This is a genomic window from Methanoregula sp., assembly GCF_041645475.1.
Taxonomy (GTDB): domain Archaea; phylum Halobacteriota; class Methanomicrobia; order Methanomicrobiales; family Methanospirillaceae; genus Methanoregula.
The window spans coordinates 58,585-74,472 of the sequence record NZ_JBAZQA010000005.1 but is presented as its reverse complement, the minus strand read 5'-3'; the positions used below and the strand labels follow the sequence as shown (position 1 = coordinate 74,472).

At 53.3% G+C, this 15,888-nt stretch carries 18 protein-coding genes; 17 read left to right on the top strand and 1 reads right to left on the bottom strand.

Annotated features, from left to right (window positions below; translation table 11 throughout):
* The 15 genes from glmS to WC598_RS06060 all read left to right on the top strand — a co-directional run bounded on the left by glmS (window position 1) and on the right by WC598_RS06060 (window position 12,703).
* Window positions 1–1,749, top strand: coding sequence for a glutamine--fructose-6-phosphate transaminase (isomerizing) (glmS, locus tag WC598_RS06130; RefSeq protein WP_372960597.1), 1,749 nt, complete (start codon window positions 1–3; stop codon window positions 1,747–1,749).
* Window positions 1,746–2,339, top strand: coding sequence for a DapH/DapD/GlmU-related protein (locus WC598_RS06125; RefSeq protein WP_372960596.1), 594 nt, complete (start codon window positions 1,746–1,748; stop codon window positions 2,337–2,339). Before glmS ends, WC598_RS06125 begins: the two co-directional genes overlap by 4 nt.
* Before the next feature lie 58 nt (window positions 2,340–2,397).
* Window positions 2,398–3,531: a glycosyltransferase gene (locus WC598_RS06120; protein WP_372960595.1), complete on the top strand. Its 1,134-nt coding sequence runs from the start codon at window positions 2,398–2,400 to the stop codon at window positions 3,529–3,531.
* A gap of 63 nt (window positions 3,532–3,594) precedes the next feature.
* Window positions 3,595–6,192 (top strand): oligosaccharyl transferase, archaeosortase A system-associated, encoded by a 2,598-nt coding sequence (locus tag WC598_RS06115; protein ID WP_372960594.1) that lies wholly within the window; start codon window positions 3,595–3,597, stop codon window positions 6,190–6,192.
* Between the two features lie 124 nt (window positions 6,193–6,316).
* Window positions 6,317–6,613 (top strand): DUF2098 domain-containing protein, encoded by a 297-nt coding sequence (locus WC598_RS06110; RefSeq protein WP_372960593.1) that lies wholly within the window; start codon window positions 6,317–6,319, stop codon window positions 6,611–6,613.
* Window positions 6,614–6,824: 211 nt separating this feature from the next.
* Window positions 6,825–8,060 (top strand): translation initiation factor IF-2 subunit gamma, encoded by a 1,236-nt coding sequence (locus WC598_RS06105; protein WP_372960592.1) that lies wholly within the window; start codon window positions 6,825–6,827, stop codon window positions 8,058–8,060.
* The gene (locus WC598_RS06100) at window positions 8,057–8,440 is read left to right on the top strand and encodes a PIN domain-containing protein (protein WP_372960591.1); all 384 of its coding nucleotides are present in this window, start codon (window positions 8,057–8,059) and stop codon (window positions 8,438–8,440) included. Before WC598_RS06105 ends, WC598_RS06100 begins: the two co-directional genes overlap by 4 nt.
* Window positions 8,441–8,442: 2 nt before the next feature.
* Entirely contained in the window at window positions 8,443–9,084 is a 642-nt protein-coding gene (locus WC598_RS06095) for a DNA-directed RNA polymerase (RefSeq protein ID WP_372960590.1), read from the top strand.
* Window positions 9,068–9,274, top strand: coding sequence for a transcription elongation factor subunit Spt4 (gene spt4 / locus WC598_RS06090; protein WP_320162440.1), 207 nt, complete (start codon window positions 9,068–9,070; stop codon window positions 9,272–9,274). Before WC598_RS06095 ends, spt4 begins: the two co-directional genes overlap by 17 nt.
* The gene (locus tag WC598_RS06085) at window positions 9,274–9,759 is read left to right on the top strand and encodes a GTP-dependent dephospho-CoA kinase family protein (protein ID WP_372960589.1); all 486 of its coding nucleotides are present in this window, start codon (window positions 9,274–9,276) and stop codon (window positions 9,757–9,759) included. Before spt4 ends, WC598_RS06085 begins: the two co-directional genes overlap by 1 nt.
* Before the next feature lie 104 nt (window positions 9,760–9,863).
* Entirely contained in the window at window positions 9,864–10,157 is a 294-nt protein-coding gene (locus tag WC598_RS06080) for a 30S ribosomal protein S24e (protein WP_372960588.1), read from the top strand.
* Window positions 10,158–10,159: 2 nt separating this feature from the next.
* Complete coding sequence (locus WC598_RS06075; RefSeq protein ID WP_320162437.1) at window positions 10,160–10,348, top strand: 30S ribosomal protein S27ae; 189 nt, start codon at window positions 10,160–10,162, stop codon at window positions 10,346–10,348.
* A gap of 6 nt (window positions 10,349–10,354) precedes the next feature.
* Window positions 10,355–11,938: a bifunctional N(6)-L-threonylcarbamoyladenine synthase/serine/threonine protein kinase gene (locus WC598_RS06070; RefSeq protein ID WP_372960587.1), complete on the top strand. Its 1,584-nt coding sequence runs from the start codon at window positions 10,355–10,357 to the stop codon at window positions 11,936–11,938.
* 8 nt (window positions 11,939–11,946) lie between these two features.
* Window positions 11,947–12,498: an RdgB/HAM1 family non-canonical purine NTP pyrophosphatase gene (gene rdgB / locus WC598_RS06065; RefSeq protein ID WP_372960586.1), complete on the top strand. Its 552-nt coding sequence runs from the start codon at window positions 11,947–11,949 to the stop codon at window positions 12,496–12,498.
* A gap of 58 nt (window positions 12,499–12,556) precedes the next feature.
* Window positions 12,557–12,703, top strand: a complete 147-nt coding sequence (locus tag WC598_RS06060) for a 50S ribosomal protein L40e (protein WP_292544608.1) — start codon at window positions 12,557–12,559, stop codon at window positions 12,701–12,703.
* Window positions 12,704–13,010: 307 nt separating this feature from the next.
* Here the strand turns inward: WC598_RS06060 and WC598_RS06055 are convergent, their stop codons facing one another.
* Window positions 13,011–13,661, bottom strand: coding sequence for a putative phosphothreonine lyase domain-containg protein (locus tag WC598_RS06055; protein ID WP_372960585.1), 651 nt, complete (start codon window positions 13,659–13,661; stop codon window positions 13,011–13,013).
* 193 nt (window positions 13,662–13,854) lie between these two features.
* On the opposite strand from WC598_RS06055, the gene htpX reads away from it, so the two are divergent.
* Window positions 13,855–14,736 carry a zinc metalloprotease HtpX gene (htpX, locus tag WC598_RS06050; RefSeq protein WP_372960584.1) on the top strand — a complete coding sequence of 294 codons (882 nt, stop codon included), beginning with the start codon at window positions 13,855–13,857 and terminating at the stop codon, window positions 14,734–14,736.
* A gap of 104 nt (window positions 14,737–14,840) precedes the next feature.
* Complete coding sequence (locus WC598_RS06045) at window positions 14,841–15,839, top strand: hypothetical protein (protein ID WP_372960583.1); 999 nt, start codon at window positions 14,841–14,843, stop codon at window positions 15,837–15,839.
* Window positions 15,840–15,888 lie beyond the last annotated feature (49 nt).

The window sequence follows — 15,888 nt, the reverse complement described above, 5'->3', positions numbered from 1 at the left end:
GTGTGCGGCATAGTCGGATACGTTGGCAGGAAAGAGGCCGCCCCGATCATCGTTGAAGGGCTTAAAAAACTCGAATACCGGGGGTATGATTCATTTGGTGTCGCCACCCTCGGTAATGGGATTGAACTGGTAAAACACCGGGGCAGGATATCAGATAATGCCGGTTCTGCCATGAAACTGACGGGAAAAACAGGAATCGGGCATACGAGATGGGCAACCCATGGGGCCCCAAACGATATCAATGCCCACCCGCACTTGGATTGTTCCGGTACTATCGCCGTGGTCCATAATGGGATCATTGAAAACTATGCTGCGCTCAAACGGCAGCTCGTTTCAAGGGGCCATACCTTCCGATCAGAGACCGATACGGAAGTTATCGCCCATCTTGTTGAAGAGCATTATACCAGAACAAAAAGCCTGCTTGTTGCAGTACAGGACATTCTCCCCCTGCTGGAAGGATCCTATGCACTGCTGGTCATTTCCAAAAAAGAGGATTGTATCATTGCAGCAAGAAATGCAAGCCCCCTCGTGATCGGTATCGGGGACGGGGAGTTATTCGCTGCTTCAGATATGACCCCGATTCTGGAACATACGGAACGGGCAATTTTCCTAGAAGAGGGCGATGTGGCATTCATCACCCGGGGAAAACTGGAGATTTTCAACCAGGGCCAACCAGTGACCCGCCCGGTCGAACTCATCGACTGGTCACTCGAAGATGTCAAGAAAGGCGGATTCGCCCATTACATGCTTAAGGAGATCTACGAGCAACCCCAGGCATTCTATAACACGGTACGTGCGGTTAACCCGGATACGGTTTCCAGTCTCATCGACTGCCATCCGGCATCCATTACAATTGTTGCGTGTGGATCCTCGTATCATGCTGGTATGATCTTCAAATATCTCCTGGAAGGATCCTGCGGCATTCCAGCCCGTCTTGAATTTGCTTCCGAATTCAGGTATTTTCCTCCGCCAGTGGAGGGGCGGGTTATCGGGATCACCCAATCCGGGGAGACTGCCGATACGCTCACAGCCATCCGTCAGGCAAAAACCCATAACTGCAAAACGCTCGCAATCACCAATGTCCTCGGGAGTACCATCAGCAGGGTTGCGGACATGACCATTTTTATGCGGGCAGGGCCGGAAATGAGTGTGGCCGCAACAAAATCCTTTACTGCACAACTTGCCGTTATGATGCAAATAGTAAACCTGATATGCGATAAAAAAGATGATGAGAGCCTCCTGAAAGCTCACCAGGCAATTGAAGAGGTACTCCTTATGGATATCTCTGATGCGGTCGCATTATGCATAAATGCACAGAGTGTATTTTTTGTCGGGAGAGGGCCGTTTTACCCGGTCGCCCTTGAGGGCGCCCTCAAAATGAAGGAGATCTCGTATATCCATGCCGAGGGATACGCGGCAGGTGAACTCAAACACGGGCCATTTGCCCTACTATCAACGGAGACTCCGGTGATCGCAATCTGTATGCCAGGGGAAACTTACGGGGTCATGATCTCGAATATCAAAGAGATGAAAGCCCGGGGCGCTCCGGTGATCGCGATTGGTTGTGAGAACGACAGCGAAGTTTCAGAAATTGTCGACCATTTCATAGGTATTCCACCGGTTTCTGTTTTTGTCCAAGTGCTTACCAGTCTTGTGGTACTCCAGCTCCTCGCATATCATACCGCGGTGGCATTGAACCGCGATGTTGACAAGCCAAGAAATCTTGCAAAGAGTGTGACCGTGGAATGATAGAATATGGACTGAATAAAATAGGAGAAAATGCCAGGATATTCGAACCCGTAACGGTAGGGTTTCCCTCCCGCGAAAATATGGATAAGAAGGGATTTATCGGTTCGATAATAGGAAATAATGCCACGCTGCGATCAGGGACAATAATTTACTGCGATGTGATCATTGGAGATGATTTCCAGACAGGTCATAATGTGATGATCCGGGAAAATACAAGGATCGGAAACCATGTTGCCATCGGAACTTCAACGGTGATAGACGGAAAAGTCACCATTGGGAACAATGTCAGCATCCAGAGTATGGTCTATATCCCTACCGACACCCGGATCGGAAACCAGGTATTCATCGGACCCAACGCAGTCCTGACAAACGATCGATACCCCCCATCCTATGGGCAGATGGCAGGTCCAACAATAAAGGACAGGGCTGCAATTGGTGCCAATGTTACGATCCTCCCCGGGGTATGCATCGGGGAGAGTGCGCTTGTCGCTGCCGGATCAGTAGTGACAAGAGATGTTCCGGACAGGATGCTTGCTATTGGCTCTCCCGCAAAAATGCGGGATCTTCCACGACCGGTAGCGGAACGTTAAAAAACGGGAAACTCCGGTAAATACACCTGTAACAGATTTTATTTCAGGACGAACGGTCATGAAAATCCTTCTTGTATCCTCGCAGGATTATATCCATCACCCGGTCCTGTCACGACATCATAATATATTTGAGATCCTGGCCGAGCGGCACGAAGTCCATGTGGCACATTTCCATGTCAGCAGGTGTGCACCAAGGCCAACGAAACTTACCGTGGACGAGACCACGTTAATCCCGCTTCAGAGTCCGCTCCTCCATTACACCGTCAACACGCCGTATCACTACTATGCGTTTGAACGCCTCCTGAAAAAAGAGCATTTTGACGTTGTTGTCGCAGCCCATGTTCTTGCAGGTTCAGCCGTGATTCATGCAGCAAAAAAGCATAAGACTCCCGTGATATTTGACCTCAAAGACTGGTTTCCTGACTCGGCTGCAGCATATTTCAAGAACCGGTTCCTGCAGGATATCGTAAGAAGAAGTGTCTGGGCGATAACTAAACACAATCTGAAAAATTGTAATATAATAACAACGGTCTCACCCGCGCTTGTAGAAAAACTCAGGAAGTTCGGTTTTTCTGCAGAACTGATCACAAACGGGGTAGATACAGACATTTTCAAACCAATGGATGGGAGTCCGGCCCGCTGCGAACTGGGGATAGGGAAAGATGCATTTGTCATCGGGTTCTGCGGGAGTGTCGAGAGGTGGTATGCGCTCGACGAGATGATCCGGGCCCTGCCGGATCTGATCCGGTACCGGACGGACACCAGGATTCTGGTTGTAGGGGGATCCCTTTTTACTGATTACCAGCAGGAACTCGAAACACTGGTTCGGGATCTCGGGGTTGCCAACCAGGTCATTTTTACCGGCCTCAAGCCATACAATGAACTCCCCCGGTATATTGCCTGCATGGATGCCTGCACGATTCCCTTATCCCCCCCCCAATGGGGAGATATTGCCCTTCCCAATAAATATTTTGAGTATTCCGCCTGCGGCAAACCTATCGTTATGCGTCCGATGCCAGATGTAGAAAAAATCGGTGGACCCAACCTCTTTGTTTACCGGACACAGGAAGAATATATCACCCACATCAAAGCCCTGATGGATCACCCGGTTACATTTCCCACAAATCCCAAAGAAAACAGCTGGAGAGATAAATCAAGACAGTTTGAGGGGATTTTTAGCCGGATTGTTTAGGTGTTTTATCCAAATTTATTAATGATTTCCGGTGAAACCTAATACCCAAGAAAGGATGGTTTCATGGAATTTCCAGATCTTAAAAAATATCAGCAATACCTGATTTTCGGGCTTGTCGCACTATTTTCTCTTTTTGCACTCTGGATTCGTCTGATCCCCCTGTTCTCCATGGGGAACACGGATATCCTGATGATGGTAGCGAGCGATGATCCCCTCTACAACCTCCGCCAGGTGGAGCAGATCCTTGCAAATTTCCCCCAGTATGCATGGTTTGATCCCATGACCCTCTATCCCAGCGGGTCAAACATATACTGGGGCCCGCTTTTTCCCACAATTATTGCCGTTTGTTGTTTCCTGACCGGTGCTTCGACCCGTCCTGAAATAATCAGCCTTGGCCTTCTTATTCCCCCGCTCATGGGAGTGGCAACCGTTGTCATAATGTATTATGTTGGTAAGTGCTGCGGGGACTGGAAGACAGGAGTTCTTGCATCGGGATTCACCGCCATAGTCACCGGCCAGTTTTTTTACCGGTCACTGTACGGGTACATGGACCATCATATCGCAGAGGTTCTTTTTTCCACGTTATTCTGCCTTTTCTACATGTATGCAATCCTTTCCGAGAAAGAGAACACGATAGATCTCAAAAAGATCCACACCTATAAGAAAACCCTCATCTTCTCGGGTCTCGCCGGTATCGCCTATCTCCTTGGCCTCTTCGTTATGCCAACGATGATCCTCTTCGCTCTGATCGTGGGGGCATTCACCGTACTACAGTTTGTTATCGATCATCTCCGCGGCCGGACAAGTGAATATCTGCTTGTTATCAACACGGTCATATTCCTTATAGCAGCCGCAGGTCTTCTTCTCTTCGGGTTCAAAACAACGGGAATGGATCTGTCCAACTATTCAGTTGGACACATCTACGCCTATGTAGTCCTTATCGGAGGTACTATTGTTCTGTACCTGATTGCACGGGCACTCAGAACAAAAGAGCGGTATTATTTTCCGGCGGTCATTGCTGGGTTAGCGGTATTTTTTGCACTTGTCCTATCCATCTTCAGCCCGCAGATGTATGCGCTTCTCGTGAACAGTCTCTTTGCGTTTTTCGGGCAGGCACCAGTAACCGACACGGTTCAGGAAGCCCGGGGGTGGTCTACAGCTCTTGCATGGACTACGTTTAATTTCGGACTTATCCTTATGCTGGGCGGGATCATCGTCATGGCGTATAACAACTTCCGCGATGAGCACCCGGAACAGGTATTCGTGCTGGTCTGGTCACTGATAATGCTGATTTCCACATGGCAGCATGTCCGGTACGAATATTATCTTGCCATCAACGTTGCCCTTCTCGCGGCAGCGTGCATGAGCGTTGTCTTTGCCCGCGGATGGGGAGATGTTCGTGGGATGGCTGGGGATCTGCCCCAGGATACAACTTCAAAAGAAAGCGGAGATTCCAATAAGGAAAGTCCCATTATACGAAGTAAAAAGAAGAAAACCATCCAGAAAAAAGGGACGGGGGCACACACTACGAACTATCTTGCAGCAGGTCTCCTGATTGCAGGGGTGCTCGTGAGCCTCCTCTTCGTATACGCATCGGTTTCCATCAGTTATCTGGGTGCTTCGGAAGACCCCATGCAAATGAACCCGGACTGGCGCGAATCACTTGACTGGATGGCAAACAACACCCCCGAAACCGGGGTGGATTACCTCACCATATATAACCCGAAAACGTTCCAGTACCCCAACCAGTCATATGGTGTCATGTCCTGGTGGGATTATGGTCACATGATCACCTACATTGCCAAGAGGATCCCGAATGCAAACCCATTCCAGCAGGGGGTAACCGGACCCCAGGGATCGGCTGCATTTTTCATGTCTGCATCGGAAGATACCGCCAACGATATCCTCAATCATGACGGGACCAGGTACATTGTCACGGATGTCGAGATGGATACGGGCAAGTTCTGGGCAATGGCGACATGGTATAACTCATCCGAAGGCAGCAAACCCTACCAGGTTACTCTCCTTACACCTAGCAGGGATAATCCTGACAGTTACGAATCCGTCATGCTCAATACCCGGTCATACTTCCAGACCATGATCTCAAAACTGCACAATCTCGACGGTTCCCAGACCCAACCCTCCATGGTATATTACATTGAGTATGCAGACCCTGAAGTGACGGGTGTATCGTTACCGGTTATGACTGATGCCGAGGCAACAAATTCAACCAATGCTCTCCTTCACGCAGAGCAATACAACCTTAAAGCACAGGCAGGGTATCATGCACAGGCAATGAGCCCGTCCCTCGTTTACCCGGTCGATGAAGTCCCTGCCCTCCGCCATTACCGGCTTGTTCACGAATCTCCGACAAATGCTCTGAATTCCAAGACCACCGATCTGAAGTACGTGAAAGTCTTCGAGTATGTCAAAGGCGCCCGCATCAAAGGAGAGGGAATCATTGAGGTCCCCGTTGTTACAAACACGGGACGGAATTTCACCTACCGCCAGTCGAGCATTAACGGAGAGTTCATTGTCCCCTATTCCACGACAGGGAACCCGTACGGTGTCAAGACCCTCGGGAAATACCAGATCGCGGGCACGGGACGCCAGTTTGAGGTCCCTGAAGCGGCAGTCATGCAGGGTCTGACACTCCAGTAATTTTTTTATTTTTTTCAGGGATCATTTACAGAAGGATTGATCGCTATAATGGGCATATTCCGGAATCGTACGGATCAGTCTCCAGGAAAAAATGCTTATATGGGGGATAGGCTCATACTCCGGTATGTTAGCTGATGAAATTACTCTCGGGATGAAAGTCCGGTATCCCCGCACAGGAACGACCGGTAAAGTTCTTCATCTGGAACTGGTAAGGGGTGAGACCTTTGCGGAGCTGGACAGTACAAAGCTCCTCTATCGTATCGATCACCTCATCCCGGCCATGGGGGCTGACAGCAGGGTAGCATCATCAATACAGGTGGATGCAAAACAGGTCATCGAGCAGGAGCGGGAGTACGCCGGTGGAAGCGGATTTCAGGATGCCCTCAAAAACATCGATCAGAGCTGTGAGGGCGGTGGATAATCTTCAGGCATCAGGAACCGGGTAATCCGGCGCGGGTATTTTTATCAACCCATACCACAATATCATGATCACTTGTACGATTGAACTTGTCCCTGCCATTGGCAGGACACCAGGATCGACAGGCGCGAAATCTGGTGCGTTCGATCCTGATAAGAATAAATCATACAATGGTTGATTCAACCAGAGAATAGAGAAGGAGGTTCGATTTCATTTGCATGATGTGACAGTTCCCAGTGTCAATATCGGCGTCGTGGGTCATGTAGACCATGGCAAGACCACGCTCGTCAACGCACTCACCGGGACATGGACCGACCGGCACAGTGAGGAAGTGAAGAGGGGCATTTCCATCCGGCTCGGATATGCTGACGCCACATTTTACCGGTGTGACGCCTGCGAAGGTACGGAGGCATTTTCAACAAGTGAAACATGTCCGAAATGTGGTGGTAAAGGAACGCCGTTCCGCTCCATATCATTTGTCGATGCACCGGGACACGAGACGCTGATGGCAACGATGCTCTCCGGGTCCGCCCTTATGGACGGAGCGATGCTCGTGATTGCTGCAAGCGACAGATGCCCGCAGCCGCAGACAAAAGAGCACCTGATGGCGCTTGAGCTTGTGGGCATAAAGAATATCGTGATCGTCCAGAGCAAGATAGATGTTGTCAGCCAGAAAGAAGCGGTGGACAACTATCACGAGATCAAGGCGTTTGTCAAAGGGACGATCGCTGAAAACGCACCAATTATTCCGGTCTCGTCACAGAAAGGGATCAATATCGGAGCCCTTGTCCAGGCACTGGACCGGGTTATTCCCGAGCCGGAACGCGATCCAAATGCTGAACCGGTCATGTTGATCGCCCGCTCGTTCGATGTGAACAAGCCGGGCTGCAACTGGAAGGATGTCAAAGGCGGTGTCGTCGGGGGGTCTCTTATTCGGGGCATCCTCCGCGCAGATGACAAGATCGAAATCCGCCCGGGCAGGCAGACACAGGTAGAGAACCGCATCAAGTGGATTCCCATCACGACAACAATCACGTCCATCAGTGCAGGTTCAAAGAACGTTGGAACTGCTACTCCCGGGGGACTCCTGGGCGTAGGAACCAAACTCGATCCTGCACTGACCAAGAGCGATGCTCTGGCCGGCCAGGTGCTGGGCCACGAGGGAAAACTTCCCCCGGTATGGGAGAAGATCCGGTGCAGCGTCACCCTGATGGAACGCGTTGTCGGTGCAACGAGCGAGCTCATCATCGAGCCGCTTAAGCATTCCGAGCCGCTGATGCTATCGGTCGGAACTGCAGTCACGGTCGGTGTCGTGACAAATACCAAGAAAGACTACGTGGAAATTGCTCTGAAGCGACCGGTATGTGCAGAAGTGGGCTCACGGATCGCCATGAGCCGGCAGGTGGGAGCACGCTGGCGGTTAATCGGGATGGGTGTACTGAGCGAGTGAAGGTACTTCTGGATGCAAATGCACTGATGATGCCGGCGCAGTTCCAGATAGATATCTTCGACGAACTCCGGATGCTCCTTGGCTCGTTTGAGCCGATGGTCCTCTCCGGGGTTCTGCAGGAACTTGCGGGACTCTCGCGGGCGAAAGGACGGGACGGGGCTGCAGCCCGATGTGGTCTCACGCTCGGGGAGAAGTGTACCATTTTCCCAAGCGGGGAACTGGAATCGGTATCAATCGATGCACAGGTAATCGAATATGCGACCCGGAACTCCTGCCTGGTGGTGACCAACGACAGGCGGATCAGAGAAGCGCTCTTTGCCCGTGGCATTGGCGTAATTTCATTACGAAAACAGAAAAAACTGGAGATATTGCGGAGGTAAACATGTATCATAAATTATTGCTTGAGGATAAGGTGCGGGTGCCCCCCCAGCGCCTTGGTGAGAAACTCGAAAAAGTGATCCTCGAAGTTCTGCAGGATCAGCTCGAGGGCAGCATCGATAAGGAGATCGGGATCTTCATCTGTGTCACGAAAGTGCTGGATGTTGGCGAGGGAGAACTCGTACCCGGTGATGGCGGCGTCTACTATGATGTCCGGTTCGAGGCAATGGCACTCAGACTTGCCCTGCAGGAAGTCATCGAAGGCCTTGTCGTGGAAACAACAAGCTTTGGCGCATTCGTCAGCCTCGGCCCTATTGATGCCATGCTGCATGTGAGCCAGATCTCCGACGAGTACATCAACTACGACGAGAAGAATGCCCGCCTCATCTGCCAGGAGTCAAAGAGGTATATCGGCGTCGGGGACGTTGTCCGCGTCCGTGTGGTCACCCTCTCACTGAACGAGCGCGAGCCGCGAGACAGCAAGATCGGCCTCACCATGCGCCAGGCGGGCCTTGGCACAGCACTGTGGCTCGAGGAAGAGATCGCAAAGGAGAAGGAGAAAGCAGGAGAGTCGACCGGCGCAACCACCGGAAAGGCACCTGAAAAGGCAAAGGGCAAGAGGAAGGAGCATGCCTCCGGCGAATAAGAAGAAACAGGGAAAGGTCTGCCGCGACTGCCACCGCGTAGTTGACGGCGAGAACTGCGTAGTCTGTGGTACAACAAACTTAAGCGAGGACTGGTCCGGTTACCTCGTCATCATCGATCCGGAAAACTCGGAAGTAGCAAAACGGATGAACATCAAACTTCCGGGCCGCTACGCGCTGAAGGTCCGCTGATGCTCACCCTTCCCGAAGAGCACCGCAGGCTCTTCAAGGAACCCTTTGGCAAACTCCATCGCGAGATCGAGGAGATAATTCCCCTCCTTTCCGGGCATATTGTCTGTGCTGTAGGGGATGTTGTAACACATAACCTCCAGAAGAACAGGATCGTTCCCGACGTGGCAGTTGTCGACGGTTACACGATGAGGTCGCCATGCAGCCGGATGCCGGACGTTACCGGCACCTGTATCTCCGTGAAGAACCCGGCGGGAACCCTGACCAATGAGCTGATCGCGGCACTGGACCAGGCAATCGCCCATCCCCCCACGACCATCGTTGTGGATGGAGAGGAAGACCTGGCAGTCATCCCGATGGTGATTGCAGCCCCCCTGGGTGCGATCGTGCTCTACGGCCAGCCTAATGAAGGAGTGGTATTGAGGACCGTTACTCCGGAAGCCAAGGAAACCGCTCAAAAATTTCTCAGCCATTTCACCCGTAGATGATCCAGGCAGGATCAAGTACCGGAAGATCCCTGTTTTCTGTACCCATTCTTCAGGATGAGGGTCATATTTTAAATAAAGTGATTCCCAATAATTACAGGATATCGATGGACTTTGAGATCACCAGCGATAAAAGAAATGAACTTTTATCCAGAAAAGAGGTTCAATTTACCCTCAAATACGACGGTGCAACCCCCTCCCGTATGCAGATCATCGGAAAACTCTGCGCCCTCCTGAACGTAAAGGAGCACCAGGTTACCCTTGACACCCTGAACAGCAGCTTTGGCAAGACAGAGCTCACCGGCGCGGCACGCATCTACGATTCAGAAGAGAGCAGGAACAAGACCGAACGGCCGCACTTTGCAGCGCGCGGACTGCCCAAGAAGAAGGAAGAGGCATAAGAATGGCGGCAGCAGCAAAGAAGGGAGCAAAGGCCAAAGGACCCCAGAGGGGCGCGTACTTCAAGGTTGAAGGCGCAACGGTTACCACCACAAAGAAATACTGCCCGCGCTGCGGACCCGGTGTCATGATGGCGGACCACAAGGACCGGGCCACCTGTGGCAAGTGCGGATATACTGAATTCAGAAAATAAGCACCAATGCCTGTTTTTGGGCAGATACTCGGAATTGAGGGCACTGCCTGGAATCTCAGTGCCGCTCTTTTTGATCACGATCTCGTTTCTCTTGCATCACGGCCCTATAGCCCTGCACAGGGAGGTATCCACCCCCGCGAAGCAGCCCAGCATCACGCCTCCGTGATGAAAGAACTCATCGGGTCGGTACTTACAGAACCCATGAAGGTGACCGGTATAGCCTTCTCGCAGGGGCCGGGTCTCGGGCCCTGCCTCCGCACGGTCGCAACGGCCGCCCGTTCCCTTGCTCTTGCACTCAATGTCCCGCTGGTCGGGGTCAACCACTGCGTTGCCCATGTTGAGATTGGTTGTTTCGCCACCGGTTGCACAGATCCCATCGTTCTCTACGCCAGCGGGGCAAATACGCAGGTTATAGGGTACCTCAACGGGCGATACCGGATTTTCGGCGAAACGCTCGATATCGGGATCGGCAACGCCCTGGACAAGTTCGCCCGGGCCAAAAATTTTCCCCATCCCGGCGGCCCGCTCATTGAAGAGAACGCAAAAGGCGGCCAGTATATCGAACTTCCTTACACGGTAAAGGGAATGGATCTTGCCTTCTCGGGCCTCATCTCGGCGGCAAAGGAGAGCCGGGCCCCGCTTTCGGATGTCTGTTACAGCCTCCAGGAGACCGCGTTTGCCATGTGCGTGGAAGTGACCGAGAGGGCACTCTCCTTGTCAGGTAAGGATGAAGTGCTCCTTGTCGGGGGCGTCGGGGCAAACCGGCGCCTGCAGGAGATGCTCCAGGCCATGTGCGAGGATCGCGGAGCGCAATTCTACGTGCCCGAGAGGAAGTATCTCGGCGACAACGGGGCCATGATCGCGTATACCGGAAAACTGATGCTGGAGAGCGGCATATCGCTCCCGATTGAGTCCTCGCAGGTCAACCCGTCGTTCCGGTCAGACGAGGTCGCGGTCACCTGGAAACACGACCCCACGGGGCATGTGCCATCCGGGGCAAACAGTGACGGGTCAGAGAGACGCGGGGCTGAAGCAGTGATCACGTTTGGCACAGACACCATTGAGAAGCACCGGATCGCAAAACGTTACCGGGTGCCCGCGCTGGACCGGCGCCTGATCACCGAGCGGACCCGGGCCGAAGCGCGCCTCATCCACGCAGCGCGCAAAGGCGGCGTACCAACTCCCGTCATGTACGATATCACTGCCGACACCATCGTGATGGAACGGATCCGGGGCACCCTCCTTACCGATGATCTTACGGAAGAAAACCTCCGCAAGGCAGGCGGAGCGGTTGGAAACCTGCATACCGCGGGGATCATGCATGGCGACCTCACAACGAGCAACCTGATCCTGCGCGAAGGGGATGGTACCTGCGCAATGATCGATTTCGGGCTTGCCCAGGTCACCCAGGAGATCGAACAGCGGGGAGTTGACATCCACGTCCTCTATCAGACCCTCGAGAGCACCGCCCCGTCCCGCTGTGCCGGTCTCAAGGCCGCATTCGAAGAAGGTTACAGGAACACATTCAACGGGGCTGACGATATCATCGCCCGGGAACACGAGATCGAACTCCGGGGGCGGTACCTCTGAAGATAACGATGGTGACCAGCAACGCGAACAAGGCCCGCGAGGTTGCAGCCTTCTTCGGGGGCCTGCTCGAAGTGACGCACGTGGCCTTGGATCTCCCCGAGCACCGTTCCGAGGATGTCGGGGAGATCGCTCAGGGAAAGGCCCGGTTCGCATACGGGCAGCTGAATGCCCCGCTCATTGTGGACGATACGGGTTTCTCCATCGATGCCCTGGCCGGGTTTCCCGGCCCATACGCCGCGTATGTCCAGAAGTCCATCGGCAATGCCGGCATCCTGAAACTCATGGAGGGCAAATCTGATCGAACCGCCCGGTTCACCACGGCGATTGCCTATGCAGACGCAACGGGGGTCCGGGTGTTTCCGGGGACACTTGAGGGACAGATCGCCCACAACCCCCGGGGGGATGGCGGGTTTGGATACGATCCGATCTTCGAGATCGGGGGAACAACGCTTGCCGAGATCCCCATGGAAGAGAAGAGCCGGATGTCCCACCGGGCCCGGGCACTTGCCGCGTTCCAGGACTGGTTCCTGCAGGAACACGCGGCCGGACAGAGCAAATGACACAAACGGTTAAGAAGTCTCACAGCTTTGTTATAAGGGCGAACAGGAGTGTTTCATAATGGCAAAGTTTCCAGAAGCCGAAGCCCGGTTACTCAACGTAAAAATATGCATGCACTGTAATGCACGCAATGCAATCCGTGCAACCAGCTGCCGCAAGTGCGGTTACCAGAACCTGCGGCCCAAGAATAAGGAAAGGAAAGCGTAATCTCAATATCCCGCATCCTTTTTTTATCAGTTGGTTTCTTTTCAGCAGTTGCAGGTGTACCCGGATTTTTCAGGTATTCCGGCAGATTTCCTTCGCATATTGACCTCATGTTTATACCACAGGGTTCACCGGATCACACCCCGTGAGGCTATAGTGGCTTTGACCGGCAAAGATCACAGGGGCGATGGGCTTTTTTAAAAAACGGACGCGGATAACCGTAGTATCAGAAAAAAAGAAGCAGAAAAAAGATCCTGAACAGGAATATCCTGCCGGATTTAACAATCCAATGAGACCCTGAAAGGTGAAATTATGCGGAATAATACGTTACCCTCTTGCCTTTCTTGGCGTACTCTCCGGCAAACGTCTCGATGTTGCGCTTGTACCCGATACGATCGACAAAGCCGAGTGAGCGGAGTTTCTCCCGCACACGCATGACATCCGCCTCGTCTGCCCAGTCTTTCGTGTACACGTAGATCACCCTGCGGTTGTCCCGGGAATCGGGATTGGGTTTAGCCGTGCTCACCTTTGCAGAAATACCCAGTTCAAGTGCCACCGTTGCATCCCTCACTTTCTTCCATGCAGCATCGGCAAGATCCGGTTCCTGGAAGATCAGCCATTTCCCGGCATTCTCATCCTCTATTGCTTCGGGTGCACTACCGGGCGCATCGAGCACGATCCAGTACATCTGGGCGGTCTTTGAGGGGATCGTACCTTCCCCTTCGCACAGCATGCGGTAGATCGTGTCGACATCCGTGAAACGGGCGATCATTGCATCGGCGAGCTGCGGGTATTCCTGCCCGAACGAATCAAAGATCGCGAGAAGATCTCCTTTGAAGTCGATGCCCCCTTCAACAAACATGTACAGGTATCTGCCCTGCTCCCGCAGCCTGCGGTTCAGGAGGTGCTCGAAGATGCCATACGCAACATCCGCCAGCGCTTCTGGATCGACTTCAGCCATACGTATCAGTCCGGTGTTGGCAAAAAAATAGTTTCTGTATTGATCCTGAATAATTAAGAAGGATAAACCCGGTTTACCAATGCCGGTGGTGTCCGGAGCTGCGCGACCCCCTGCAAAATGAGGGTCGAATTGAACCCCGATTTTTGGGATTATCGAATAGTTTAAGAGAGGAGGGCGAGAACATGTACTAATTATGGAATGGAAACGCGACTGGGGCCTTACGGCCAGGGTCTGGTTCACCGGGCTGTTGCTCTTACTGGTCTACCTGGTGTTCATGACCATCCTGCTGGCATTCGGTGTGGGTTACTGGTTCATCATCGTCATAGCGGTAGGCATGGCATTGTTCCAGTATTTCTTCTCGGACAAGATGGTACTCTGGTCAACAGGCGCACGGGTAATCGAACCCGATGAATACCCTGAGCTGCACCGGACGGTGGAAAAACTGTGCAAGGAAGCCGATCTTCCCGTGCCACGGATCGCCATCATGCAGAGCCCGGTACCCAATGCGTTCGCTACCGGGAGGAGTCCCAAACATGCGGTTGTTGCCTGCACGGACTCGATCATGCGGCTCCTGACCCGGGACGAGCTTGAAGCAGTGCTTGCCCACGAGCTTGCCCACGTGAAGAACCGCGATATCCTGACGATGACCTTCGCGAGCCTTATTGCAATGATAGCCTCGATGATCATGCAGAGTTTCTTCTTCTCGGCCCTCTTCGGGGGCAACAACCGGGAGAACGGCGGGGGAATCATCATCTGGGTAGTTGCAATCATTGTCTACGCAATAAGCACCCTGCTCATCCTCGCTCTCTCGCGGTACCGCGAGTTTGCCGCAGACCGGGGCAGTGCACTTATCACCCGGAACCCCCGGGCGCTCATATCCGCACTCAATAAGATCAGCGGGCGGATTGACGCGATCCCACCGGAAGCCAAGGCCAAGGTTGAGGGGGCAAATGCCTTCTTCATCATCCCGGCGCTCTCGGGGAGTACTATCATGGAGCTCTTCTCAACCCACCCGCCGCTCGAAAAGCGGATTGCAAATCTCGAGAAAGTCGAAGCCGAACTCCGGGGTTACTAACCCCTTTTTTTTTCGCCAGCCGGTGCATGTGCACCAGGGACACACCGGGTTAAGGTGGTTATCCCTCATCTTGATGTGATCGGAGAGCCCAACCGCTATACCGTATGATCCGCCGGTTGCCTATTCCGCTGGCAGTGCTCCTTGCCCTCATCCTGATCCTGGTCATTCCGGTGCAGGCCCACGTCCCGGTCAGTGCTGATAACAACCATGACCTCAGCACAGCGCTTTCCATTGAACATCCACAGAAATCGTATGCCATCTACGGCAATCTCCACGATGCCGGTGGCGCGGCATATTACGAGCTTCGGATGCAACCCGGCGACCGGCTGGTGCTCTCCCTGATGAACAACGGGTATGGCAAGCCAGCTCCGGATATGATAGTCATGGGGCCAGAGATCCCATTGGTTCAGGCCGCGATTTCCCCCACCGTTACGATTCCCAATGGATACGGTGCGATTCTCATTCCGGGTCACCAGCCGCTCCGGGCAGAATATGAGCCGTTCAGCCCCGGCGTGATAAGCGAAGTGGCGAATTATTCGCAGGAGATTACATCCGCAGGGACCTGGTACGTGGCAGTCGTGAGCCCGGCAGATGAAACGCAATACAGCCTTGCTGTCGGGTACCGCGAGGAGTTCAGCCCGCTGGAATGGGCCATCGTGCCGGTCAGCCTGATCGAAACCCACCTCCGGGAGGGACCTTTCATACTGGAAATCCTTGCCCCGCTCATCGCGGTTGTGATACTCGGGTTCATCCTGATCGGGCGACGTGTCCAGCGCCAGGGCAAAAAGCCCGGGATCGCATTCTGGATGGCATCCGTTGCCGGGCTGTTGTATCTTGGCGGGGCAGCAATGACATTTGTCCAGATGCTCCATGCCGTCAATATTACCGGATATACTCCGGGTATCATCATAACGCTCCTCTTCGTGCTGGTACCGGCTATACTGGGTCTCTCTGCGCTGCGGATCGCACGACAGCTCGGGCCCTGGACCCGGCGGCACCGGATTTATCTGCTGATCATCGGGATTACAGGTCTCATTTTCTGGGCAGGCATGGTGTTGGGGCCGGTACTCGCCGTCATTGCAGCCCTCGTACCTGACCGCTGAATCCTCCGGGTCATAACCCGGTCCGGTTATTTTTTTTGGTGTCCGATCC

Excerpts from the sequence above, each read along its gene's own strand:
- WC598_RS06085 (WP_372960589.1), top strand. The coding sequence starts at position 9,274 with ATGCTCACCCTTCCCGAAGAGCACCGCAGGCTCTTCAAGGAACCCTTT.
- WC598_RS06120 (WP_372960595.1), top strand. The coding sequence starts at position 2,398 with ATGAAAATCCTTCTTGTATCCTCGCAGGATTATATCCATCACCCGGTC.
- WC598_RS06080 (WP_372960588.1), top strand. The coding sequence starts at position 9,864 with ATGGACTTTGAGATCACCAGCGATAAAAGAAATGAACTTTTATCCAGA.
- WC598_RS06045 (WP_372960583.1), top strand. The coding sequence starts at position 14,841 with ATGATCCGCCGGTTGCCTATTCCGCTGGCAGTGCTCCTTGCCCTCATC.
- spt4 (WP_320162440.1), top strand. The coding sequence starts at position 9,068 with ATGCCTCCGGCGAATAAGAAGAAACAGGGAAAGGTCTGCCGCGACTGC.
- WC598_RS06060 (WP_292544608.1), top strand. The coding sequence starts at position 12,557 with ATGGCAAAGTTTCCAGAAGCCGAAGCCCGGTTACTCAACGTAAAAATA.
- WC598_RS06110 (WP_372960593.1), top strand. The coding sequence starts at position 6,317 with ATGTTAGCTGATGAAATTACTCTCGGGATGAAAGTCCGGTATCCCCGC.
- WC598_RS06095 (WP_372960590.1), top strand. The coding sequence starts at position 8,443 with ATGTATCATAAATTATTGCTTGAGGATAAGGTGCGGGTGCCCCCCCAG.
- htpX (WP_372960584.1), top strand. The coding sequence starts at position 13,855 with ATGGAATGGAAACGCGACTGGGGCCTTACGGCCAGGGTCTGGTTCACC.
- WC598_RS06070 (WP_372960587.1), top strand. The coding sequence starts at position 10,355 with ATGCCTGTTTTTGGGCAGATACTCGGAATTGAGGGCACTGCCTGGAAT.
- WC598_RS06075 (WP_320162437.1), top strand. The coding sequence starts at position 10,160 with ATGGCGGCAGCAGCAAAGAAGGGAGCAAAGGCCAAAGGACCCCAGAGG.
- WC598_RS06115 (WP_372960594.1), top strand. The coding sequence starts at position 3,595 with ATGGAATTTCCAGATCTTAAAAAATATCAGCAATACCTGATTTTCGGG.
- WC598_RS06125 (WP_372960596.1), top strand. The coding sequence starts at position 1,746 with ATGATAGAATATGGACTGAATAAAATAGGAGAAAATGCCAGGATATTC.
- WC598_RS06055 (WP_372960585.1), bottom strand. The coding sequence starts at position 13,661 with ATGGCTGAAGTCGATCCAGAAGCGCTGGCGGATGTTGCGTATGGCATC.
- rdgB (WP_372960586.1), top strand. The coding sequence starts at position 11,947 with ATGGTGACCAGCAACGCGAACAAGGCCCGCGAGGTTGCAGCCTTCTTC.